Here is a 22,600-nt window from a genome sequence, read left to right as displayed (position 1 = left end):
CATTAAACGCGGGCAGGATGCTTAGCCAGCCAATGCCCAAATTGTTCCGCGGGCATTGGTTTTGCGTAATAGTAACCCTGACGCCCATCAACACCACTTTTAAGCACGAACTTCTCTTCATCCGGCGTCTCAATACCTTCTGCAATCACCTGCAAATCAAGCGCCTTAGCGACGGCGACGATTGCACGCACCAGCGATTGTGATACCGGCTGTTTATTGATGTCGCGGATAAAGCTTTGATCGAGCTTAATCGCATTGATCGGCACACGTGCGAGCTGAGAAAGCGAAGAGTAACCGGTGCCAAAATCATCCAGATGAACCTGTGCGCCCAGCTCCTGAAACTGTTTCATCAGCTTCAGCGCTTCAGTTTCATTCTCAATCAGACAACTTTCTGTGAGCTCAATATCAATCGGACAATCAGTGATATTCGCCTCATGCAGTGCCTGTTTCAGATCGGTGTAGATACTTTGGTCGAGCAGCTGACGGGCAGACACATTGACAGCGACGCGCAGGAAAATACCCTGCTGACGCCAGACGATAATCTGCTGAAGCACGTTGAGCATTACCCAGCGTCCCAGCGGCACAATCAGCCCTGACTCTTCGGCATAGGGAATAAAATCTGCGGGCGAAACCATACCACGCTCTGGTGAGTTCCAGCGTACTAATGCCTCGGCGCTGCGAACCTGTCCATCGCTATCAATCTTAGGCTGGTAATGTACCAGCAGATGATCGAGTTCAAGCGCCTTGCGCAGGTTGGTGTCCAGCCACAGATACTCAAAGACCCGCTGGTTCATCTCGGCGGCAAAGACACAGAACTTGCCGCGACCATTCTCTTTAGCGTGATACATCGCGGTGTCCGCGTTACGAATCAGGCTCTCTCTATCTTCGCCATGCAGCGGTGCGAAAGCGATACCGATGGAACAGCCACTGTAAACTTCAATCAGTCCGATACGGAAAGGCTGTCGCAGGCGCTCAAGAATGCGGGAGGACATCGCCTCCAGCGCAGCCTGGCTGGTGTGTTCAGCCAGCACCACAAACTCATCGCCACCCAGACGGCCAAGCGTCTGGTCCTTACCCAGACAGCTAAGAATCGCGAGAGAGACCGCCTGCAGTAATTGATCGCCGAACATATGACCGTAGGCGTCGTTCACTTTTTTGAAATTATCGAGATCGAGATAGACGACACCGGTCTCATCATGCCCGGCGCGCTCCAGCGCCAGGCTAATCTGCTGATGAATGGCGTTGCGATTAGGTAAACCGGTGACCGTATCGGTGTTTGCCAGCACCCGGAGGCGTTCCTGGGCACGTCGCTCCTCGGTAATGTCTGTACCAGAACAGATGAGGAAAATTTCATTTTTGCCGCTGCCGCTGTGAACAAACTTATTACGAAACAGAAACAGTCGCTGGCCCTTTTTGGTTTTAACCCAGCGCTCCACCTCGTACGAGTTACCGTCACGGAAGAAGCCTGCAATGTTGCGCCGCGACTGTGAGGCTTCCTGCCGGGTCATAAACAACTGAAAGACATTTCGGCCTATAACTTCATGTTCATTCAGACCGGTATATTCTTCACTCAGGCGGTTAAAACGCTGAATATTGCCCCGCTGATCGAGGATAACAATCACTGAATTAGCTTCAGAAACCACCTGTTCGGCGAATGAAAGGCCCAGGGTCAGGTCACGGGCGACCGCAGACGTATCTCCCCAGGCAGAAGCGGTTCCGGCCCAGGAGGCCTGGTTCACTTTACGTCCGACAAAATGCATTGGCACATCAATGCCTTGCAGGGACATGGTCAGATTGATACTTGAAGTAATGACGGGCATTGCGCGGATCATTGCAGCCTGGCCGGGTGTCAGCGGCAGGGCGATATTAGTTTGTGACGACTCATCTTCGGCAAAATGCAATGCATCGCTGTCCGCGGTCAGACGCCAATGAGGGCTGGTTGTACCAAAAAGGGTGTACAACAACGTTTGCCCTTGTTCATCGGTCATGGAAACTTCCTCCGGGAAGTGCTCTGCAGGCGTTATCTCATTATTTTAGCAACAGTATTCATCATCTGAGGCAAGCACAAGGTGCAAACCAAATATATTTTCCCATCCAGATAAGAATGGCACAAAAAAGCCCCGACGGTGCGGGGCTGTTCAGTGCGTTCAGCAGGGACATTTGCCCAGTTTACCGGCCTGGCTGGGGAAGCGCGCATCCAGGCAATAACGGTGAAAATCGCGCTCACTCATCGGCGCCTGCCCGGGATGATGCCGTCGCATATGCTGCAGATATTTTTGATAATCCTGCACCCCGACCATTAAGCGAAAACATTGTTGCAGGCCGCGCCAGAATCCCCGCCAGCTAAACCTCTGCGGCGGAGAAGCAGCAATCACATTACAGTGCAGAATCTGCCAGTCACAGTGTGGACGGTGGACCTGATGAATAGCATCAGACATGGCGCACCTCCTTGTTGCGCATTGCTACCGGCGTCTCGCGGGTGGTCGGCACCGAGCTGTTCAGTGCACGACGAATGACAAAGAATGCCGAGATCAGCATGGTGACCGCCACCAGCATAAAGAAAGCACAAAGCGCGGCGTTAATCTGATTGCTGAACACGATGGTCTGCATATCCGCCACGCTTTTTGCTGGCGCGATGATCACGCCTTCATCCAGCCCTTTGCGAAATTTATTCGCCTGCGCCAGGAAACCGATAGAAGGTTTCTCATGGAAGATTTTCTGCCAGCCCGCGGTCATTGAGGTGATAAACAACCAGACGGTCGGCAGAATCGTCACCCAGGCGTAACGCTGTTTTTTCATTTTGAAGAGCACCACAGTACCGAGAATCAGCGCCATCGAGGCCAGCATCTGATTGCCGATACCAAAAAGTGGCCACAGGGTATTAATGCCGCCCAGCGGGTCGACCACGCCCTGATAAACAAAGAAACCCCAGCCTGCAACGGCGACTGTCGTGCCCGCCATATTACCCAGCCAGGAACGGTTGTTCGCCATAGAAGGCACCACTGTTCCCACCAGATCCTGCACCATAAAGCGGCAGGCGCGGGTACCGGCATCGACCGCGGTCAGGATAAATAGCGCTTCAAACAGAATGGCGAAGTGATACCAGAATGCCATCATCGCCCGACTGTTGAAGATCTCGGTAATAATATGGGCCATTCCCACTGCGAAGGTAGGTGCGCCGCCTGCGCGAGAGAGAATGGAACCTTCACCGACATCGCGGGCGATGCCACTCAGCATTTCTGGCGTGACCACAAAGCCCCAGCCATTAATGACCTGAGAGGCGCTCTCAACGGTGGTACCAATCAGCGCGGCAGGGGAGTTCATGGCAAAATAGACGCCGGGATCCAGCACCGAGGCACAAATCAGCGCCATGATCGCCACAAAAGACTCCATCAGCATCGCGCCATAGCCAATAAAGCGGATATGACTCTCCCTCTCCACCAGTTTTGGTGTAGTGCCGCTGGAGACCAGCGCATGGAAGCCTGAGATTGCTCCGCAGGCAATGGTAATGAACAGGAACGGGAACATCGCGCCGGAGAATACCGGACCGGTACCGTCGATAAATTTGGTCACTGCTGGCATTTTCATCTCTGGCATGGCAAAGACAATGCCCACCGCCAGGCCGACAATCACGCCAATTTTAAGAAAAGTGGAGAGGTAGTCGCGCGGTGCCAGCAGTAGCCAGACCGGCAGCACAGAAGCAATAAAGCCATAGATGACGAGAACCCAGGTCAGCGAGGTGCCTTTCAGGGTAAAGAAGGGGCCCCAGTACGGATGTTGTGCCACGTCGCCGCCATAAATAATCGCCGCCATCATCAGCACAAAGCCAATCAATGACACTTCGGCGATTTTACCGGGGCGGATAAAGCGCATGTAGACGCCCATAAACAGCGCAATCGGAATGGTGGCCGCGATAGTGAACAACCCCCACGGGCTGTTCGCCAGTGCCTTCACGACGACCAGCGCCAGCGCCGACAGGATGATGATCATCACGCCCAGCGCGCCGAGCATCGTCACGACACCGGCGAATGCGCCCAGCTCCTGCCGCGCCATTTCACCCAGCGAACGGCCATCACGGCGGGTCGAGATAAACAGGATCAGGAAATCCTGAACCGCGCCTGCCAGCATCACCCCGACCAGAATCCAGATAGTGCCCGGCAGAAACCCCATCTGCGCGGCCAGAATCGGACCGACCAGAGGACCGGCGCCCGCAATGGCCGCGAAATGGTGGCCAAACAGCACCCATTTATTGGTGGGAACATAATCAAGCCCGTCGCTCAGCCGCTCGGCAGGCGTCATCCGGCGGTCGTCCAGTTCAAAAATATTGCGGGCGATAAACAGGCTGTAGAAGCGGTAAGCGATGCTGTAACAGGCGACAGCGGCGATCACCAGCCAGACTGCATTGACGTGTTCGCCGCGGCTGAGGGCCAGCATGGCGAAAGCGCCCGCGCCGATTAACGCCACCACTAACCAGATCACACTGGTTTTGACGTTCTTCATGACTAACTCCTTGTGAGGACCGAGAGGAAAGCGATCGAAAACAACGAGTTAAACTTAATGTAATGGAATGTAAGTGAAAGTTAATCAGTGGAGAAGTGTGAAGCGGGGTACAAATTTAACTTTTTTGCAATCAGAACGGGGCGGGAAAGGGCGGGATAACCAGCGTTATCCCGCTTGTGTCAGCGCTTAAATACGCGACATTCAGACGGCGGGCCGGGCCACGACGCTGCGAGTTTCCATGCGGACTTCGGCGATGGTGACATCAATCACGTCGGTCACACGGTAAACCACGTCACCTTTGATCTGTACGCTGCCATTCTCCTGACTTAAGACCAGCTCATCACGCACCGCGTGAATGAACGGTGCCGGGATAAAGGCAACCGCACCAAACTCGACCAGGCGAACACGCATGCCGCCACGCGACACGTCGATAATCTCGGCGCTGAAACGACGATCGGTAGCCGCAAAGGGTGCCAGATAACGGGCGTAGAGCCAGTCACCAACGTCACGTTCCGCCATCCGGTTCAGGCGACGGCGTTCACTCATCGTTACCGTCACCGCATCATCCGGACGTGCGATCGACTCACCGCGAATAATTGCTTTAAGCAGACGATGGTTGATCATGTCGCCGAACTTACGAATCGGTGAGGTCCAGGTGGCGTAAGCCTCCAGACCCAGACCGAAGTGCGGGCCGGGCTCGGTGCTGATCTCAGCGAAAGTCTGGAAACGACGGATACGGCTATCAAGGAACTGGGTCGGCAGGGCGTCCAGCTCACGACGCAGCACACGGAAACCTTCCAGTGTGGTGATCGCCTGCGCATCCACGGTAATACCGTGATTGGCCAGTACCGCGGCAGCCTGTTCAGCATTGGTGGCATCGAAACCGGCATGCACGTTGTAAATACCAAAGCCCAGACGATCACGCAGCACTTTTGCCGCGCAGACGTTGGCCAGAATCATGGACTCTTCAACAATACGGTTAGCGATGCGGCGAGGTTCAGCCACAATTTCCAGCACTTCGCCTTTATCACCGAGCAGGAAGCGGTAATCCGGACGGTCCTTAAACACCAGCGCGTGGGTCTGACGCCACTCGCTGCGCGCCAGGCAAAGGCGGTGCAACAAGCGAATCTGTTCAGCAATTGCCTCGCTTTCTGGCTGCCATGTGCCGCTGTTTTCCAGCCAGTCAGAGACATCGTCATAAGCCAGCTTGGCTTTAGACTCGATCCAGGCAGCAAAGAACTCGACGTCATCACCCAGGGTGCCATCGGCAGCTACCGTGACGCGGCAGGCCAGCGCCGGACGACGCACATTCGGACGCAGCGAGCAGACATCATCAGAGAGTTCGCGCGGCAGCATCGGGATATTAAAGCCCGGCAGGTAGTTGGTAAACGCACGCTGTGCCGCCAGCTTATCAAGCTGACTGCCCTCTGCCACATAGGCGGTCGGATCGGCGATAGCGATAGTCAGACGCAGGGTGCCGTCGTCCTGTGCTTCTGCATAGAGCGCATCATCCATATCCTGGGTGCTGGCGCTGTCGATGGTGACGAAATCCAGCGCGGTCAGATCTTCACGCGTCAGGTTTTCATCCATCATCTCGCCAAAGCTGACATCAGGTGCTTCACGCTCAAGGTTGTGACGCGACAGCGTCACCCACCACGGAGCAAGATGATCATCAGCTTTGACAATAAAATCGGTAAGTTCGGCATAGAAGCCGCGATCGCCTTTTAACGGATGGCGACGCATTTCTGCTACTGCCCAGTCGCCATTCTCAAACTCATGGCTGACATCGCGTGCGGGGCGACACTGAATCGCATCTTTCAGCAGGGGATGGTCCGGCACAATCGACAGGCGATCGTCTTTCTTCTGCACCCGACCAACAAAGCGGGTCAGGAACGGCTCAACCAGCGTTTCCGGCTCAGCGCTTTCGCGATCTTTCTCGCTATGGATCACAGCGGTAATACGGTCGCCATGCATCACTTTCTTCATCTGCGGGGGCGGAATGAAGTAACTTTTCTGCGCATCGACTTCCAGAAAGCCGAAGCCTTTTTCGGTGCCTTTAACGACGCCTTCAGCTCGAGGCGTTTGCGAATGGAGCTTCTGTTTCAGCTGCGCGAGCAGCGGGTTATCCTGGAACATAATTTTTACGTTTCGTGGCCTGATTGCGGCTGACAGTTTTACGCGATTCGGCGGCGCGCGGCAAGGCAAAAAGCCGGACGAACCGGCTTTTCAGAGAGGAGTGAAAGGGAGGTCAGGCAATGCGCTGTTCAGGCAGTGCCGCTGACAGTTCCAGCTTCACCGGCACCGACTTAGAGGTCGGTGTGCCACTGCCATCACCAAAGCTGTTCAGCGGCACCAGCGGGTTGGTTTCCGGGTAATAAGCCGCCAGATTACCGCGCGGAATATTATAGGGAACCAGTTTGAAGCCGCTGACGCGACGGGTAATGCCATCATTCCAGAGTGTCTCGATATCGACATTCTGACCTTCGGTGAAACCAAGGTCTGTCATATCATCCGGGTTGATGAACACCACTTCGCGCTGACCAAACACGCCACGGTAACGGTCATCAAGGCCGTAAATCGTTGTGTTGTACTGGTCATGTGAACGCAGCGTCTGAAGAGTGAAAGGGACCTCTTGATCCAGATTCGGGAACAGCGAGGTCGGCAGCGCCGCGGCATTGAACTCTGCTTTCTGGCTCGGCGTATTGAAGCGCAACTCGGCAGCGGCATTACCCAGGTAGAAACCGCCGGGGATATCACATTTCGCATTGAAGTCGGCAAAGCCCGGAATCGTTGCCGCGATATGCTCACGAATCAGGTTGTAATCACCGGCCAGCTCGCGCCATTTCACTTTCTCATCACCCAGCACCGCCTGCGCGATACCGGCAACAATCCAGGTCTCAGAACGCTGTGTTTCCGCCAGCGGAATACCAATCCCTTCAGAGGCGTGCACCATGCTAAAGGAGTCTTCCACGGTAATAAACTGATTGCCGGTCGCCTGCAGATCGCGTTCGGTGCGGCCCAGCGTCGGCAGAATCAGCCCTTCATGACCCGGCACCAGATGGCTGCGATTCAGTTTGGTACTGATATGCACAGTCAGACCACAGCGTGACATCGCTTCTTCGGTGCGCGGTGAATCCGGCGCAGCCGCAGCCAGGTTGCCACCCAGCGCGATCAGCACTTTGACTTCATCACGCAGCATCGCGTTCAGCGCTTCAACGGTGTTATGGCCCGCGGCACGTGGTGGCTCGAAATTGAAATGATTACCCAGCGCGTCCAGGAACGCTTTAGCCGGTTTCTCATCAATCCCCATGGTGCGGTTACCCTGCACGTTGCTGTGACCGCGAACCGGGCAGAGGCCTGCGCCTTTTTTGCCCAGTTGACCAAACAGCAACTGCAGGTTGGTGATTTCGCGAACCGTGTCTACCGAGTGTTTGTGCTGGGTGATGCCCATTGCCCAGGTACAAATCACCCGGTCAGCGCTCTGGTAAATCGCCGCCGCTTCACGGATCTGCGCCTGCGTCAGGCCAGACTGCGCCACAATCTGCATCCAGCTGGTGTTATCCACCGCATCCAGATAGGCCTCAATGCCATTGGTTTTAGCATTGATAAAGGTCTGGTCAAACAGGCCACTTTCACCGGCTGCCAGACGCGCGCGATGGGTCTCCAGCAGGGATTTCACCATGCCGCGCACCGCCGCCATATCACCACCCAGATTGGGCTGATAATAAGACGAGCTGATGTTACCCGCTTTTGAAGTGACGACTTCCAGCGGCTTCTGCGGATCGGCAAAACGCTCCAGGCCGCGCTCGCGCAGGGTATTAAAGGTGACGATCTTCGCACCATGATCGGCAGCATGACGCAGGCTGTGCAGCATACGCGGATGGTTGGTGCCGGGATTCTGACCGAAGACGAAAATCGCATCGGCGTGATCGAAATCATCCAGACGAATCGTGCCTTTACCGACGCCAATACTGCGCTTCAGACCGGTGCCGCTGGCTTCGTGGCACATATTCGAGCAGTCAGGGAAGTTATTGGTTCCCATCAGGCGACCAAACAGCTGATAGAGCCAGGAGGCTTCGTTGCTGGCGCGACCGGAGGTGTAAAGCTCCATCTGATTCGGATGATCCATCGCCTTGATGTGCTGCGCGATCAGCGCAAACGCATCTTCCCAGCTGATCGGCTCATAGTGGTCAGTTTCCGCGTTATAGCGCAGCGGATGAGTCAGACGCCCCTGATACTCCAGGAAGTAATCACTCTGGGTATAGAGCGTGGTTACGCTGTGTTTAGCAAAAAAGTCGGTGTCGACCATGCGGCGCGTCGCTTCCCAGGTGACCGCTTTGGCCCCGTTTTCGCAGAAGCTGAAGGTACTTTTGTTGTCATCACCCCAGGCGCAGCCCGGACAGTCAAAACCGCGTGCTTTATTCATGCGCATCAGGTTGCGCATATTTTTCAGGGCCGCTTTGCTGTCAAGCACGAAACGCGTGGTGGCTTCCAGAGAACCCCAGCCGCCCGCAGCCGCGCGATAGGGTTTGATTTGGCGTTTAAATTTCATAGTGAGTGCAGGCTTTTATAGTAGGCATTATTGTTTGGTGTTTGTTATCAGGTTATAGCCTGATGGTGAAAGGAAGTCTGCAGCTATCGTTATACCTTGTCTAATTGATTGACATAATGGTGCGATAGCTGGCGTTTATCGTGAACAGGCCTTAAATGTGATGGTGCTCAGATTTTACCCGCCTTAAACCGGCCGATAACGGGAGTTCTGCTGACAACAGGCTAATACTTGCTGTTCACAATCAGAGAGAGCGTGACGCCATGAAACAGCTGACCAGCCAGATCCATGCGTTTGGCAAAGCATTGATGATGCCCATCTCAGTCATCGCGGCCGCCGGTATTTTTCTCGGACTGGCGGCGGCGATGCAGAATCCGGCGGTAACCGGCGATGCCTTTGCGCAGATGCAGATTCCCCAGATAATCATTGGCTTTATTCGCAAAGTGGCGGGCGCGCTCTTTGCTAATCTGCCCGTCTTCTTTGCGGTAGCGAGTGCCATCGGCCTGGCTAAAGCAGAAAAACCCACGGCCGCCTTTGCCGCAGTGATCGGCTACATCGTGATGAACGTCGGCATCAGCGCCACGCTGGCGGCGAAAGGGATTACGGCGGCGACGACCACTCCGGCAGCCCTGCAGCAGGCGGGAATGGATCAGACCACCGCCATGATGACCTCGGCGGAGTACATCAACATGCTGGGTGTCTTCACTTACAACATGAGCGTGCTGGGTGGGGTCATTGCCGGACTGATCACGGTGGCGCTGCACAATCGTTTTTACACGCAGCAACTGCCCACGGCAATCAGCTTTTTTGGCGGACGGCGTTTTGTGCCGATCATTACCGTGGTCTGTCTGCCGCTGATTGGCGTGTTACTGGCGCTGATCTGGCCGACCATTGGCAATGGCATCGCCTGGATTGGACAGATGATTGGTAAAAGCGGCCAGTATGGTGCTTTTCTGTTGGGGGCTTTTGAGCGCATCCTGATCCCCACCGGCCTGCATCATATTCTCAATGAAACCGTGCGCTTTACACCCATTGGCGGCATGGCCGTGGTCGATGGCCAGACGGTTGTCGGCGCGCTGAACATCTTCAACGCCTCGCTGACCCATCCGGGGTCGATCCCCGATGAGACGTTGCGCACCGCCACGCAGTTTCTGGCGCAGGGCAAGATTCCGGTCATGATGTTTGGCCTGCCCGCGGCGGCACTGGCGATCTATCACACCGCGCGGCCTGAACATAAACAGCGGGTCAAAGCGCTGGTGATGGCGGGCGCACTGACCTCATTCACCACCGGCATCACGGAACCGCTGGAGTTCTGCTTTATCTTTGTCTCGCCAGTGCTCTACCTGCTGCATGCTTTCCTGACCGGCCTGTCGTTTATGCTGATGTCGATGCTGCATCTGATGATCGGCAACGTGCAGGGCGGCGTCATCGACCTGGTGGTGTTCGGCATGCTGGGCGGGGCGAAAACCCACTGGTGGTGGACGCTGGCGCTGGGCGTAATCTATGCGCCGATCTACTACTACGCTTTCCGGCTGGTGATTACCCGAATGAATGTGGAAACACCGGGCCGGGAGTCGGAGGATGAAAAACCGCAACAGGTGACCGCGGATGAACGCACGCAGGTGATTATTAGCGGACTGGGTGGGCAGGCCAACATTGAGGATGTCGATTGCTGCTTTACCCGTCTGCGGGTTCGGGTTAAAGAGATGAATCAGGTGGTTGATCAGACGCTGATGAGCACCGGTGCGAACGGTGTTAATCGTGTCAGCGAGCACGATATTCAGGTGATCTATGGCCCGCAGGTTGAGAAGATCGCAAATGAGGTGAAAATGGCGTTGGGTGTTGCATAACCCCAGCCCATTTCAGGCGTGAGCATCACGTTAACCGCCCGGTGCAGCGGGCGGTTTGCACCATTCCTGGTGGAGATACTGACCACTGCCAACCCGCCTATTGTAACTAAAAAAATCCTTACCCTAATGGGGCACCTCTTTCTGCCGATATAGCGATTAATCCCCTCATTACTGGAACACCGCAATGTCGTTAAAAAAATCTTCCCTGATGATATTTTCCTTCCTGCTGGCCTTGTTTCTGACCAGCGTGGCAATCAGTACCTGGCTCCTGATTCAGAGCAATCACTCCCTGAATGCGGTTAACAAAGAGATCCGTGTGGTGCTCTCAGTGATTGACCCGATCAACCACAGCCGAACGCTGCGTGTCCGTCTGATGGAATATATGAAGGAGATTGAGGGCAGCGACGCAAACAATCCCGCCACGCTGGACAGTGTGCGGACCGTAGCCGGTAAAGCGGATGCCGCATTTCAGGCCTACATGAATGCGCCGCGTCTGCCAGGCGAAGAAGCCGAAGCTGACGCCTATAGTCAGGCTTATCTGGCCTATCGTCAGCAGGGACTACAACCCTTAATTGATGCCGCTGAGGCGCATGATCAGGTGCGCTTTAAAAGTCAGATCCCTAACGTGGTTCGCCTTGATCGCCAGTACGAAATCATTCTGGATCGGGTGCTGGCCCAGCATGAAACGTATGCTAAAAAGCTGAACAGCGATGCCCAGAGTCACTTCACCGCCGGCATTACGCTGCTTGGGCTGTTTGGCGTCCTGTTTTTTGCCATTATTATTGCCATTTACATCTTCATGAAGCGCTACGTACTTTCACCGCTTAATGACGCGCAGGAACACTGCAAACTGATTGCGGCGGGTGTGCTGGATACCACGGTACCGGCCAGGTCAGGTTCACGCAGCGAAATTCAGCTGCTGATGGGCTCACTGGAGCAGATGCGCAGTGCGCTGACCACCATTATTCTGCAGGTGCGTGATTCAACCCGCTCCGTTTCCACCGCCTCGCAGGAGATTGCAGCGGGTAACATCGATCTTGCCTCGCGTACCGAACAGCAGGCCGCCGCACTGACTGAAACGGCGGCCAGCATGGAGCAACTGGGCGCCACGGTGAAACAGAATACCGAAAACGTCTTTGAAGCCTGCCGTCTGACCAGTGAAGCGGTGAAGAATGCGGAGAGCGGTGAAAAAGTCTCGCAGGAAGTGGTGACATCAATGGCGTTGATTAATGCCAGCTCGAAGAAGATTGAAGAGATCACGACCGTTATCGACAGCATCGCTTTCCAGACCAATATTCTGGCGCTGAACGCAGCCGTTGAAGCCGCCCGTGCAGGTGAGCAGGGACGTGGCTTTGCGGTAGTGGCAGGGGAAGTGCGTAATCTTGCCCAGCGCAGCGCCACCGCTGCCAAAGAGATTGAAGGGCTGATAGCAGAATCGGTTTCGATCATTCATGCCGGTTCTGATCAGGTCAGCCGGACCGGTGATGCCATGAGCGCGATTATCTCCTCGGTCAGCCGCGTCAATCTGCTGATGGAGCATATCTCCACGGCCTCTGATGAACAGAGTCGCGGCATCGGTCAGATTGAGCAGGCCGTCACCGAGATGGATAGCGTTACTCAGCAGAACTCGGCGCTGGTGCAGGAGTCTGCGGCGGCCTCTGCCTCGCTGGAAGAGCAGGTGCAGTACCTGACGCAGTCGGTCTCCACCTTCCGGCTGGCAACGCATTAATCAGCCCACTCTGCGCTGAGTGTATGCAGCGCAGCGTGCTAAGCAAAGCATGGCAGAGAGGCGCGAGTTTGACGCAGCGCCTTGTCGCGGGCAGAGATTCGGCGGATTATAAGGCTTTCCATTGAACACAGGGTCGTCATGCTAACCAGCACCCATGGCCGCAGCAATAGCGCCGATACCCGACTCGCCTGCACGCTTGCCGCTGCTGCAGGCGCGCTGAATACCGCAGCCTTTGAGATCGTCGGTTTTTTTTCAGCCAACATGACAGGGAATGTCTCGCTGTTGTCCGATCATCTGGCAAAAGCGAATCTGGGGCCCGGCCTGTTTTTTCTGTCGATCGTCCTGTTATTTATTGTCGGTTCCCTGTTTTCGACCCTCGTCATTAATGCCGGGCACCGCAGAAACATCCGCACTATCTATGCGTTTGTCATCCTGCTGGAGGGCACCGCGCTGATTGCGCTGGGCGTGATCGAGAATCACTTTCCGCCGCTGTCACCTGGCGTGGTGTTAATCATGAGCCTGAGCTTCCTGATGGGGTTGCAAAATGCGGTTGTTACGCGGATCTCTAATGCACGTGTTCGTACAACCCATATTTCTGGCACAGCGACCGACATCGGCATTGAAATGGCGATGCTGTTTGAGGTGCTGCGGCGTAAAACCTCGCCGAAAGATGCGCCGCTTTATCTGGACCGGCTGCGACTACACACGCTGACATTGCTGGCTTTCCTCGCAGGAGGAATAGCCGGAATCGGGCTTTACCGGGTGCTAGGCTACGATTTTTTGCTACCGGTGGGGTTCGGCTTAATCTGTCTGGCGCTGAATGCCATATTCACTAAACCCGCGAAAACAGCGGTCGTGAAGATGTAGAGGGGCATACGCTCTGCCGCTTTTTCAGGGCACATCGGTTGCTGATTCATCGTTCCCCTTGCGCCAATGAACCGTGCGGTTAAAACCGCCATGGTTAAGCAGGGTAACATCTCACTCTTAACTCGGGTTGACTCTGACAGCGAGACAGTGACGAAAACACGCTTTAACCTGCAGATGGATAAATAACATCGACATTAAACAACTGATCTACCTATGTAATCTGGAGCGTGAACGCCATTTCGGGCGGGCCGCGGAAGCCAGTTTTGTTACACAGCCAACCCTCTCAATGCGCCTGAAAAACCTGGAGCGCGAGCTGGGCCTGCCGCTGATTAACCGCAGCAATAACTTTGCCGGATTTACGCCAGAGGGCGATCGCGTGCTGGCCTGGGCGCGGGAAATCGTGTCGGTGTATCAGGGGCTGAAGCTGGAAGTTGAATCACTGAAACATGGGGTAAACGGCACGCTGCGGGTTGGCGTGGTGCCGCAGTGCAGCATGGCGCTGCCGTTGCTGCTGAAAGCGGTGCAGGCGCGTTATCCTCAGCTTGATTACCGCATTGCGGTGCTGAGTGCTGATCAGCTGCTGGAAGCGCTCAATAGCCACACCGTGGATGTCGGTATCGGTTTTTTTGAGATGGCGACGCTACGGGAACTCCATTTTCAGACCGAGATGCTGGCAGACCGGGGCGCTGAAGCTGTATTCCATCCCGACCATTTCCCCGAGCTGGTGGGGGGAACCCCGCTGACGCTGGATGAACTGGCTCAACAGCCACTTTGTCTGGCGGAGCCCACGCGCTATTTCCGCCGCTACATTGATATGGCGTTTCGCGAGGCGGCACTGGTGCCGCGAGTGATCGTTGAGAGTGCCTCTATTATGCAACTGATGCAGTGTGCGCAGGTCGGGCTGGGGTTGCTGGTGTCACCGGTTGGTCACCTGCTGCCCGCTTCACTGCAGGGACTGCAGCAGCGCGCCATTACGCTGCCGCCGATGGCACGTCAGGCGGCACTGGTGATAGCCGAACCTGGCCGTGCCACACCGCTGGCACAGCACTTTTTCGACGAAGCGCGTGGTCTGCTGCCGGTATAACGCAGTTACTTCGCCTCGCCCAGCGCGTAAAACAGGCGGCTGTTCCAGTTGCCTAGCGCAACACGCTGTATTAGCGCGAACAACGCTTCAGCCTCCCAGCCTGCCTCCATCAGCGGTTGCAGGTGGGCGGCGCTGAATCGCTCAGGTGACCGGGTCAGCTGGACCGACAGCGCAATAATCAGCTGTTCTTCACCTTTTGACGCCGTCTCCTCCACACCCTCAATCAGGATGTCGTTCCCGTCCAGCAGCCGGAACGCCCAGCGACTGCCCAGAATACGCGCAGCGGTTGCCTCGGCCAGCGTATCCTCCTGAGAAAGATGCTGACACAGCTGCGCCCAGCCATAGAGCGCCGAGGGATCATGGGCCAGCAGCCATACCGCCTCCTGCATGCCGGGCAGAGACTGACAGCGGGTAACGGCAGCGAGCTGCTCAGCACTGGCATAGCGCAACTCCAGCGGTTTCAGCACGGGCTGCCAGCGGGCAGGCTGGTCAAAACCGGTGGAATCAGCATCAGGGGGCAGGGAGCTGCCCGGCAGCCAGCGTACCGGCTGACCCTGCAGCGCCTGCAATCCGGCAACCACGCGTGCCTGGTAACTGACAAACCCGATCACCTGATTCAGCGTGACAATATCGGGTTCAGTCAGGCCGACCGCATCGAGGGCGGTGATCGCGCTCGCGTTGATGAGCTCAGGCTGCATCGCCAGCTGGCGGGCATACTGTGTGATCTGGGTCAGGCGATTATTACTCTCGCGTGAGGAGTCGGGCCCGGGCAATGGATTTAATCGGGCAGAGTAGTGATTACACAACCGCTGCACGCCCGCGACCTGCGCGACGGTTAGCGCAGTGCTGAGGCGATCGTAGAGCGTTAGTGTATGGGTGAGTGAGTTGTTAACGCGATCAGGAAAAAGCAGTTGTGCCAGATCGCGCGCGGCCAGCAGGGCCGGCTGATGCGTGCTCAGCAGTGACTGCACTACGGTGTTATCGGCGTAGCATCCCAGCAGAAAACGGTCATCAATGTGGGCAGCCTCTGGCACCAGCGGTGCGGCCTGAGCAATACGTGGACTGGTCTGGCTTTCATAAAACCAGTGGTTATGGCCCGGATAGCGGCGTTGTTCCATGATCAATCCTTTTGCAAAATCGGGTTCGGCATGCAGGCGGCAAAATCTGAAAATGTGCATAAACCGAAGGTCAGGCTTATCGTCGCTGATGGGCAGGCCGGGGCAAAAGAATGATCGGTGATAATTAATAGCGTTACGGTATAACGGGAGTGAAATCAGGCAGGAAGAGCGAGGCGGGGATAAAGAGAAGGGCGAGCCAGGCTCGCCCTTGCAGAACTTATTTCAGTTCCAGCTCGTTCATTGCAGCGATGCTAAAGCCGCCATCAACGTGTACCACTTCACCGGTGATGCCGCCAGCCAGATCAGAGCAGAGGAATGCTGCTGAGTTGCCGACATCTTCAATGGTGACAGTACGGCGAATCGGGGTGACCGCTTCGCAATGCGCCAGCATCTTACGGAAATCTTTGATGCCTGAAGCTGCCAGGGTGCGGATTGGACCCGCAGAAACGGCGTTAACACGCACGCCTTCCGGCCCCATGGCGTTCGCCATATAACGCACGTTAGCTTCCAGCGACGCTTTCGCCAGACCCATCACGTTGTAGTTCGGGATTGCGCGCTCAGCACCCAGGTATGAGAGGGTCAGCAGCGCAGACTGTGGATTCAGCATCTCGCGGCACTCTTTGGCCATCGCGACGAAGCTGTAAGCACTGATATCATGCGCGATTTTAAAGCCTTCACGAGTCACGGCGTTCACGTAGTCGCCTACCAGCTGGTCGCCAGGCGCGAAACCGATAGAGTGAACGAAACCGTCAAATTTTGGCCAGGTTTTTGCCAGTTCAGTGAACAGAGATTTGATGCTCTCATCTTCAGCTACGTCACATGGCAGCACGATGTCTGAACCCAACTCTTTGGCAAACTCTTCCACACGACCTTTTAACTTGTCGTTCTGGTAGGTGAAAGCCAGTTCTGCGCCCTGTTTGTGCATCGCCTGTGCAATACCGTAGGCGATGGAAAGTTTACTGGCAACGCCAGTAATCAGAATGCGCTTACCGGAAAGAAAACCCATAGCTGTAATCCTTATGGTCATTGTAGTTGGCGGCCGCATGATTAAAAAGTAAGCGACCGACGTTAATCGACGTGCGGATTCTAGCACGTCTCTCATAAATCAGGTAAATCGCCCCGCAATTTCCGCGATATGCAGCAAAAATCAGCGCTCACGCCGCCAGGCTTCGGCACTCAGTGCTTCGCCAAAGTGGCTGCTGATCAGCCGTCGTGTCAGATCATGCAGCGGGGAGGCCAGCACGTCCGCCGTGCCGCCGCGCTCGACCACTTCGCCCTGATGCATCACCAGCACTTTATCGCTGATGTGCTTCATCATGCCCAGATGCTGCGTGACATAAATGTAGGCGATCCCGTGCTTCTCCTGCAGTTCCAGCATCAGATTCACCAGCTGAGATCGCATAGTCATATCCAGCGAGGCCAGCGCTTCGTCGGCCACAATGACTTTAGGCTGGAGGATCAACGCACGCGCCAGGCCCAGACGCTGTTTCTGACCGGGGGCCAGCATGTGAGGATAGTACCCGGCATGATCGCGCAGTAAGCCAACCTGGCGAAGCGTAGCAATAATGCGTTTCTCGCGCTCCTCCGCATTCAGCTCGGTATTGAGCCGCAATGGAAACTCCAGGATCTGACTGATGCGCTGTCGCGGATTCAGTGAGGTTGAGGGATCCTGAAAAATCATGCGTATGCGCTGACTGCGATAGCCATAATCGCCGAAGGTCAGCGGATGATCGTCAATCAGAATCTCACCTTCAGTGGGGGCGACCATGCCGCTGAGCATCTTCGCCAGGGTGGATTTACCCGAACCGTTTTCGCCGATAATCGCCAGCGTCTGTTTCTCACGCAGGGTAAAGCTTACCGATTTCACTGCTTCAACGTGCTGACGGCGAAACAAGCCCGTACGATAGCGAAAGGTTTTACTCAGGTTGCGCACTTCCAGCAGGGTCTCCATGTTACTGGCCCTCCATATTCAGCGGGAAATGACAGGCGTAGAGATGGGTTTTGCTGCCGGTGAGCCGTGGCGTTTCGATACATTTACGCTGGGCATAGGGACAGCGAGGCCCCAGACGACAGCCAATCGGTAAACTCTCCAGCGACGGAATCGCGCCTGACAGGGTATTAAGACGACTTTTGTGCGGCAGGGCGCGCCCAAAATCGGGCATGGCCCGAATCAGCGCCTGGGTATAAGGGTGATGCGGCGTACTCATCAAATCTTCGCTCTGGGCGGTTTCCACCGTCTGACCGCAGTACATCACGTTGATTCGATCTGCCCACTGACTCATTGTGCGCAGGTCATGGCTGATCAGCAGAATAGTGGTGTTGTTATTCTGGTTGAGACGGCTCAGCAGGCGGAAAATCTGCGCCTGGGTGGTCGGTTCCATGGCATTTGTTGGTTCATCCGCAATCAGCAGGCGCGGCTGGTTAGCCAGCGCAATGGCGATCATCACTTTCTGGCACTCACCTTCAGTCAGCTCATAAGGGAAGCTGCGCATAATATCTTTGTGATCTTTAATGCCGACGCGATGCAGCAGTTCGATAGCGCGGGTTTTGCGCCAGAACCAGAAGCGTTTCAGCCATGGCCCTTTGTACGTCCAGCGCGGGATCACCTGCATCAGCTGGCGACCAATGCTCTCTGAGGGATCCAGACAGGATTGCGGCTCCTGAAAAATCATTGAGACGTTGTGTCCGATAATGCGACGACGCTCGCGCGGCGATAAGCGCAGCAGGTCCACATCATCAAACACCATGCGGTCAGCGGTAACACGCCAGTTATCGTTGGTGACGCCGCAGATAGCTTTGGCGACCAGACTCTTGCCGGAGCCGGATTCTCCGACCAGTCCCCGGACTTCGCCTTCGCCCAGCGTCAGATTAACGCGGTCAACGGCTTTGACCGGCCCGTCAGCGGTCATAAATTCAATGGTGAGATTACGGATATCGAGTAACGGCATTTATTCCACTCCCGCTTCGACGGCGCGACGGATGCCGTCACCGAGCAGGTTAACAATTAATACGCTCACCATCAGCGCCACGCCGGGCAGCATAACGGTCCAGGGTGCGACGTAGATCAGCTCCAGTGAATCGCCGAGCATCGCGCCCCATTCTGGCGAAGGCAACTGCGCGCCAAGGTCGAGAAAGCCAAGTGCGGCAATGTCCAGAATGGCCATCGACAGCGCGCGGGTTATTTCGGTAATCAGCAGCGGCAGAATATTGGGCAATATGGCATAGCGCAGAATGTTGCGACCGCGAGCGCCATCAAGGCGAGCAGCCACCACATACTCCTTTTCCAGCTCATCATGCACGGCGCTGTATATTTCGCGGACCAGACGTGGCATCAATGCCAGCCAGACGGCCAGCAGCGCATGTTCGAGTCGTGGCCCGAGAAACGCCACCACGATAATCGCCAGCAACAGCGACGGAATCGAGAGCAGGGTGTCCAGGACATGGTTCATGACGGCCGAGCGGATACCGTGCGTCATGCCCGCCAGCACGCCCAACACCAGCGCCCCGAGGGTGGCGGAGAGCGTCACAAGAATCGCAGAACCCACTGTGGGGCCTGCGCCACTCAGCAGGCGGCTCAGTACGTCGCGACCCAGATCGTCAGTCCCGAGAAAGAACGAGACATCGCCATAGCGTGACCAGGAGGGCGGCAGCAGCTGATAGCCCAGGAACTGCTGGTCAATACCGTAGGGTGCTATCAGACCGCCAAACAGGCAGAGCAATAATAGTGCGCCAAAGCCATACAGTCCGACCATTGAAATCGGGTTGCCGTAGAAATGATGCCAGCTTTGACGAAATGCGCTGGGCAGGCGTTTTTCGGCGTAGATATTATCGGACGGCATACCATTCCTTATGTTTCAGCGGATTCATGGCCGCGCCAATGACGTCAGAAATTACATTCACCAGGATCACCAGTCCGCCAATAACCATGACACCGGCTGAGATCGCCGCATAATCCTGCTGGCGAATCGCGTTAATCAGCCAGCGTCCCAGACCAGGCCAGTTAAAGACCATCTCCGTAATCATCGCCAGCGTCAGCATGGTGGAAAATTGCAAGCCAAGACGTGGTATCACCGGCGGCAGCGCGTTATGCAGCACGTGGCGGCGGATGACGGTAAAGCGTGAAAGACCGCGCGTGGCGGCCGCTTTGACATAATTTTTGTCCATCACGTCGCTGGTGCTGTTGCGCAGCAGACGTATCACCTCTGTTGTCGGTGCCATCGCCAGCACCAGCACCGGCAAAATAAGGTGCGAGAGGACACTGATAATCATCTCATGTCGCCACGGCGAACGACTCAGCCAGGCGTCAATCAGCGCAAAACCAGAGACGTTCTGAACCGGATAAAGCAGATCGTGGCGACCTGACACTGGCAGCCAGCCCAGCGTCAGCGAGAAAAAGAGCGTCAGAATCAGCGCCAGCCAGAAGATCGGCGCAGAAAAGCCAATCAGCGCCAGCGCACTGATGGTTTTATCCTGCCATTTGTTGCGCATCACACCGGCACAGATTCCCAGCGGAATGCCCACCAGCAGCGCAAACAGAAACGCCAGGATACAGAGCTCCATGGTGGCCGGGAACACCTCGCGCAGCTGTAAACCAATCTCCTGACCGTTAGTGCTGGAGACGCCGAAATCAAACTGCAGCATCCCTTTAAACCAGAACCACCAGGCGTCCGAGAGTGCAGCGCCTTCCAGTGGCGCATTAGGGGTAAAATAGCTCAGGCTGAAGCTGACCAGCGACAGCAGAAACAGGGTAATGAGCAGCAGTAGCAGGCGCCGCAAAATATAGATAATCATTTACTCCCCTCATCAGCTTCACGATAAACCCCGGCAAACGAGGCGTTGCCAAACGGACTCAGCACCAGCCCCTTGATATCATGACGAAACGCCTGGAGCCGCAAAGAGGATGCCAGCGGCAGTACCGGTAACTCCTGTGCCAGAATCTGTTGCGCTTTGTCATAGCTGTCGATGCGGCCCGAAAGTTGTTGTGATAACAGGGCGTTCTGCAGTGTTTCGTCAAAGGCCGGCGAGCACCAGTGCGCGTAATTGGTCTGTGAGCGAATCGCCGCACAGCTGAGCAGAGGACGGAAGAAGCTGTCAGGATCGTTACTGTCAGTGGCCCAGCCTGACAGCGTCAGATCATGATTCATCGCCATCAGCTGCGCCTCCTGGAAACGGCCTTCTACCGGTACAATCGTCAGCCGCACACCAACCTGTGCCAGATCTGCCTGTAACAATTCGGCGGTTTTAAGCGGGCTGGGATTCCAGGACTGCGATGCCACTGGCACCACCAGTCGCAGATGCAAATCGCTGATGCCCAATGCCGCCAGCGCGGCCCGGGATTTATCCGGATCATAGCTGGTAATACGCGCATCATTGTCATAGGCCCAGGAAGCGCGCGGTAATATGGAGGCAGCCGTTTCGGCGGTGCCGTAATAAATCGACTCCATCAGCCGCTCATTGTTGATTGCCAGCGCCAGCGCGTGACGCACTTCAGGACGGTCGAGCGGCGGCTTGCGGGTATTAAAAGCCAGATAGGCGATATTCATGCCAGGACGCAGGGTCATCCGCAGGCGCGGATCATCGCGCAGAATGCTGAGCTGGCTGGCCGCTGGATAGGCCAGTACATCGCATTCGCCGGTTAACAGTTTGGAGAGCCGCCCGGTACCGCCAGACCCCAGATCGATTACCGCCTGTTGCAGACGCGGAACACCCTTCCAGTAATGAGGATTGCGCGCCAGACGGATGTACTGGCCGGTGCGATATTCGCTGAGCTGATAAGGGCCGGTGCCAACGGGTTGCCTGTCCATCTCTTCCTGGTGTCCCTGCGCCGTCAGCTGGTCGGCATACTCCTTCGACAGCACCGGCGCATAGTGGGTCGCCATGTGCCACAGGAACGACGCATCAGGGCTGTTGAGTCTGAACTCAACCGTCCTGCTGTCGATTTTCTTCACGCTCTGCACTGAGTCGGAAAATTGCAGGCTATCAAAATAGGGATAATTACCGCCGTTGACGTTATGCCAGGGGTGATTACGGTCAAACATCCGTTCGAAGCTGAAAACAACGTCGTCTGCGTTCAGCGGCCGGGTAGGGTGGAACTGATTGGTCTGCTGAAACTGCACGCCGCTCCGCAGATGAAAGCGATACGTTGCGCCGTTGTCGCGCACTTCCCAGCTGGACGCAAGATCGGGTTTGAGACGATAGGTGTAGGGATCAACATCCAGCAGGCGGTCATAAAGTTGTGCCGCCAGGGTATCGACAGTCAGCCCGCTGCTGGCCATCTGCGGGTTAAAGGTATTCAGCGTGCCGCTGACGCAATAGACAAAGCCGGTCTGGCGGATATCACCCGCAGGCGCTGACCACGCAGGGGCACTCAACACGCTGAGGCTGAGCAACAGCGAACATAGTAGTTTTGACATAGAACTCAACGATTTTGAGGCATTAGGCAGAGTGTATCTCAAAGCGGGCATTGTCCCAAAACCTGCAGCGGCTACCAGGCTGTTTTTCATCCTGCATCAGGAAAAAGAGCGCACAGAAGGTGTGGTAATGAGAAAAATTCTCAACGGGTGCTTTACAAATGATAATAGGAATGATTATTATTCATATGCACTTCGACGGTGGCTCTGCCGAAGAAGAGCACGACATTGCTCACATTGCTTCCAGTATTGTTGCCCGCCTCATGGCGGGCTTTTTTTTGTCGGGTGCATAGCGCTGAAGAGCAGGATCACCGCTGACTGAACAGGTGCACTGATTGCGGTTTTGCATGAAAGCATGGGGATGGAAAAAGAGTAAAACAGAATGATATCTGTAATGGCCTGGCATTTACCTGAGCAAGACCGGCTTAAAACCGGACTTAACTATTACAGAAACGCCGTTACTATAAGCACAACCTCTGCCCAACCAACGCCG

Annotated in this window: 16 protein-coding genes; 4 read left to right on the top strand and 12 right to left on the bottom strand. The window is 55.8% G+C overall.

Going from position 1 to position 22,600, the window contains the following annotated elements:
- Positions 1-2: 2 nt before the first annotated feature.
- From pdeR to Q7C21_RS08305, 5 genes are all read right to left on the bottom strand, one after another.
- The gene (gene pdeR, locus Q7C21_RS08325; protein WP_105099139.1) at positions 3-1,988 is read right to left on the bottom strand and encodes a cyclic di-GMP phosphodiesterase; all 1,986 of its coding nucleotides are present in this window, start codon (positions 1,986-1,988) and stop codon (positions 3-5) included.
- Between the two features lie 159 nt (positions 1,989-2,147).
- The gene (locus Q7C21_RS08320; protein ID WP_375150606.1) at positions 2,148-2,438 is read right to left on the bottom strand and encodes a YbdD/YjiX family protein; all 291 of its coding nucleotides are present in this window, start codon (positions 2,436-2,438) and stop codon (positions 2,148-2,150) included.
- Entirely contained in the window at positions 2,431-4,500 is a 2,070-nt protein-coding gene (locus tag Q7C21_RS08315) for a carbon starvation CstA family protein (RefSeq protein WP_008925270.1), read from the bottom strand. The genes Q7C21_RS08320 and Q7C21_RS08315 overlap by 8 nt, the downstream gene beginning before the upstream one ends.
- A gap of 201 nt (positions 4,501-4,701) precedes the next feature.
- The gene (locus Q7C21_RS08310) at positions 4,702-6,636 is read right to left on the bottom strand and encodes an exoribonuclease II (protein ID WP_375150605.1); all 1,935 of its coding nucleotides are present in this window, start codon (positions 6,634-6,636) and stop codon (positions 4,702-4,704) included.
- A 112-nt stretch (positions 6,637-6,748) separates the two neighbouring features.
- The gene (locus tag Q7C21_RS08305) at positions 6,749-9,052 is read right to left on the bottom strand and encodes an FdhF/YdeP family oxidoreductase (protein WP_039660145.1); all 2,304 of its coding nucleotides are present in this window, start codon (positions 9,050-9,052) and stop codon (positions 6,749-6,751) included.
- Positions 9,053-9,312: 260 nt separating this feature from the next.
- On the opposite strand from Q7C21_RS08305, the gene Q7C21_RS08300 reads away from it, so the two are divergent.
- The 4 genes from Q7C21_RS08300 (at position 9,313) to Q7C21_RS08285 (ending at position 14,579) form a co-directional block, all read left to right on the top strand.
- A complete protein-coding gene (locus tag Q7C21_RS08300) occupies positions 9,313-10,899 on the top strand; it encodes a PTS transporter subunit EIIC (RefSeq protein ID WP_140033364.1) in 1,587 nt (528 codons plus the stop codon).
- A 184-nt stretch (positions 10,900-11,083) separates the two neighbouring features.
- Positions 11,084-12,628: a methyl-accepting chemotaxis protein gene (locus tag Q7C21_RS08295; RefSeq protein ID WP_003853826.1), complete on the top strand. Its 1,545-nt coding sequence runs from the start codon at positions 11,084-11,086 to the stop codon at positions 12,626-12,628.
- A gap of 138 nt (positions 12,629-12,766) precedes the next feature.
- Positions 12,767-13,495 carry a YoaK family protein gene (locus Q7C21_RS08290; RefSeq protein ID WP_039660150.1) on the top strand — a complete coding sequence of 243 codons (729 nt, stop codon included), beginning with the start codon at positions 12,767-12,769 and terminating at the stop codon, positions 13,493-13,495.
- A gap of 187 nt (positions 13,496-13,682) precedes the next feature.
- Entirely contained in the window at positions 13,683-14,579 is an 897-nt protein-coding gene (locus Q7C21_RS08285; protein WP_033743061.1) for a LysR family transcriptional regulator, read from the top strand.
- A gap of 5 nt (positions 14,580-14,584) precedes the next feature.
- Here Q7C21_RS08285 and Q7C21_RS08280 read toward each other — a convergent pair whose 3' ends face one another.
- The 7 genes from Q7C21_RS08280 to sapA all read right to left on the bottom strand — a co-directional run bounded on the left by Q7C21_RS08280 (position 14,585) and on the right by sapA (position 22,110).
- Positions 14,585-15,697, bottom strand: coding sequence for an oxidoreductase (locus Q7C21_RS08280; protein WP_039660152.1), 1,113 nt, complete (start codon positions 15,695-15,697; stop codon positions 14,585-14,587).
- Between the two features lie 217 nt (positions 15,698-15,914).
- Positions 15,915-16,703 carry an enoyl-ACP reductase FabI gene (gene fabI, locus Q7C21_RS08275; RefSeq protein ID WP_003853816.1) on the bottom strand — a complete coding sequence of 263 codons (789 nt, stop codon included), beginning with the start codon at positions 16,701-16,703 and terminating at the stop codon, positions 15,915-15,917.
- A gap of 141 nt (positions 16,704-16,844) precedes the next feature.
- Positions 16,845-17,648, bottom strand: coding sequence for a putrescine export ABC transporter ATP-binding protein SapF (gene sapF / locus Q7C21_RS08270; protein ID WP_003853814.1), 804 nt, complete (start codon positions 17,646-17,648; stop codon positions 16,845-16,847).
- A gap of 1 nt (position 17,649) precedes the next feature.
- Positions 17,650-18,645 (bottom strand): putrescine export ABC transporter ATP-binding protein SapD, encoded by a 996-nt coding sequence (sapD, locus tag Q7C21_RS08265; RefSeq protein WP_003853811.1) that lies wholly within the window; start codon positions 18,643-18,645, stop codon positions 17,650-17,652.
- The gene (sapC, locus tag Q7C21_RS08260; RefSeq protein ID WP_039660156.1) at positions 18,646-19,536 is read right to left on the bottom strand and encodes a putrescine export ABC transporter permease SapC; all 891 of its coding nucleotides are present in this window, start codon (positions 19,534-19,536) and stop codon (positions 18,646-18,648) included. It abuts the gene before it with no gap.
- Entirely contained in the window at positions 19,523-20,488 is a 966-nt protein-coding gene (gene sapB, locus Q7C21_RS08255; protein ID WP_003853807.1) for a putrescine export ABC transporter permease SapB, read from the bottom strand. Before sapB ends, sapC begins: the two co-directional genes overlap by 14 nt.
- On the bottom strand, positions 20,485-22,110 hold the full coding sequence (gene sapA, locus Q7C21_RS08250; RefSeq protein ID WP_140033370.1) for an ABC transporter substrate-binding protein SapA: 1,626 nt from the start codon (positions 22,108-22,110) through the stop codon (positions 20,485-20,487). The genes sapB and sapA overlap by 4 nt, the downstream gene beginning before the upstream one ends.
- Positions 22,111-22,600 lie beyond the last annotated feature (490 nt).

Source organism: Pantoea sp. ANP04 (genome assembly GCF_041982285.1).
GTDB lineage: Bacteria > Pseudomonadota > Gammaproteobacteria > Enterobacterales > Enterobacteriaceae > Pantoea > Pantoea eucalypti.
The sequence above is the reverse complement of the archived record's forward strand: the minus strand, read 5'-3'. Positions and strand labels throughout refer to the sequence as shown.

Bases quoted from the DNA above. Each gene is read 5' to 3' on its own strand.
- sapC (WP_039660156.1), bottom strand. From the start codon at position 19,536: ATGCCGTCCGATAATATCTACGCCGAAAAACGCCTGCCCAGCGCATTT.
- Q7C21_RS08310 (WP_375150605.1), bottom strand. From the start codon at position 6,636: ATGTTCCAGGATAACCCGCTGCTCGCGCAGCTGAAACAGAAGCTCCAT.
- sapD (WP_003853811.1), bottom strand. From the start codon at position 18,645: ATGCCGTTACTCGATATCCGTAATCTCACCATTGAATTTATGACCGCT.
- sapB (WP_003853807.1), bottom strand. From the start codon at position 20,488: ATGATTATCTATATTTTGCGGCGCCTGCTACTGCTGCTCATTACCCTG.
- sapA (WP_140033370.1), bottom strand. From the start codon at position 22,110: ATGTCAAAACTACTATGTTCGCTGTTGCTCAGCCTCAGCGTGTTGAGT.
- Q7C21_RS08290 (WP_039660150.1), top strand. From the start codon at position 12,767: ATGCTAACCAGCACCCATGGCCGCAGCAATAGCGCCGATACCCGACTC.
- Q7C21_RS08305 (WP_039660145.1), bottom strand. From the start codon at position 9,052: ATGAAATTTAAACGCCAAATCAAACCCTATCGCGCGGCTGCGGGCGGC.
- Q7C21_RS08300 (WP_140033364.1), top strand. From the start codon at position 9,313: ATGAAACAGCTGACCAGCCAGATCCATGCGTTTGGCAAAGCATTGATG.
- Q7C21_RS08295 (WP_003853826.1), top strand. From the start codon at position 11,084: ATGTCGTTAAAAAAATCTTCCCTGATGATATTTTCCTTCCTGCTGGCC.
- Q7C21_RS08320 (WP_375150606.1), bottom strand. From the start codon at position 2,438: ATGTCTGATGCTATTCATCAGGTCCACCGTCCACACTGTGACTGGCAG.
- Q7C21_RS08280 (WP_039660152.1), bottom strand. From the start codon at position 15,697: ATGGAACAACGCCGCTATCCGGGCCATAACCACTGGTTTTATGAAAGC.
- pdeR (WP_105099139.1), bottom strand. From the start codon at position 1,988: ATGACCGATGAACAAGGGCAAACGTTGTTGTACACCCTTTTTGGTACA.
- fabI (WP_003853816.1), bottom strand. From the start codon at position 16,703: ATGGGTTTTCTTTCCGGTAAGCGCATTCTGATTACTGGCGTTGCCAGT.
- sapF (WP_003853814.1), bottom strand. From the start codon at position 17,648: ATGGAGACCCTGCTGGAAGTGCGCAACCTGAGTAAAACCTTTCGCTAT.
- Q7C21_RS08315 (WP_008925270.1), bottom strand. From the start codon at position 4,500: ATGAAGAACGTCAAAACCAGTGTGATCTGGTTAGTGGTGGCGTTAATC.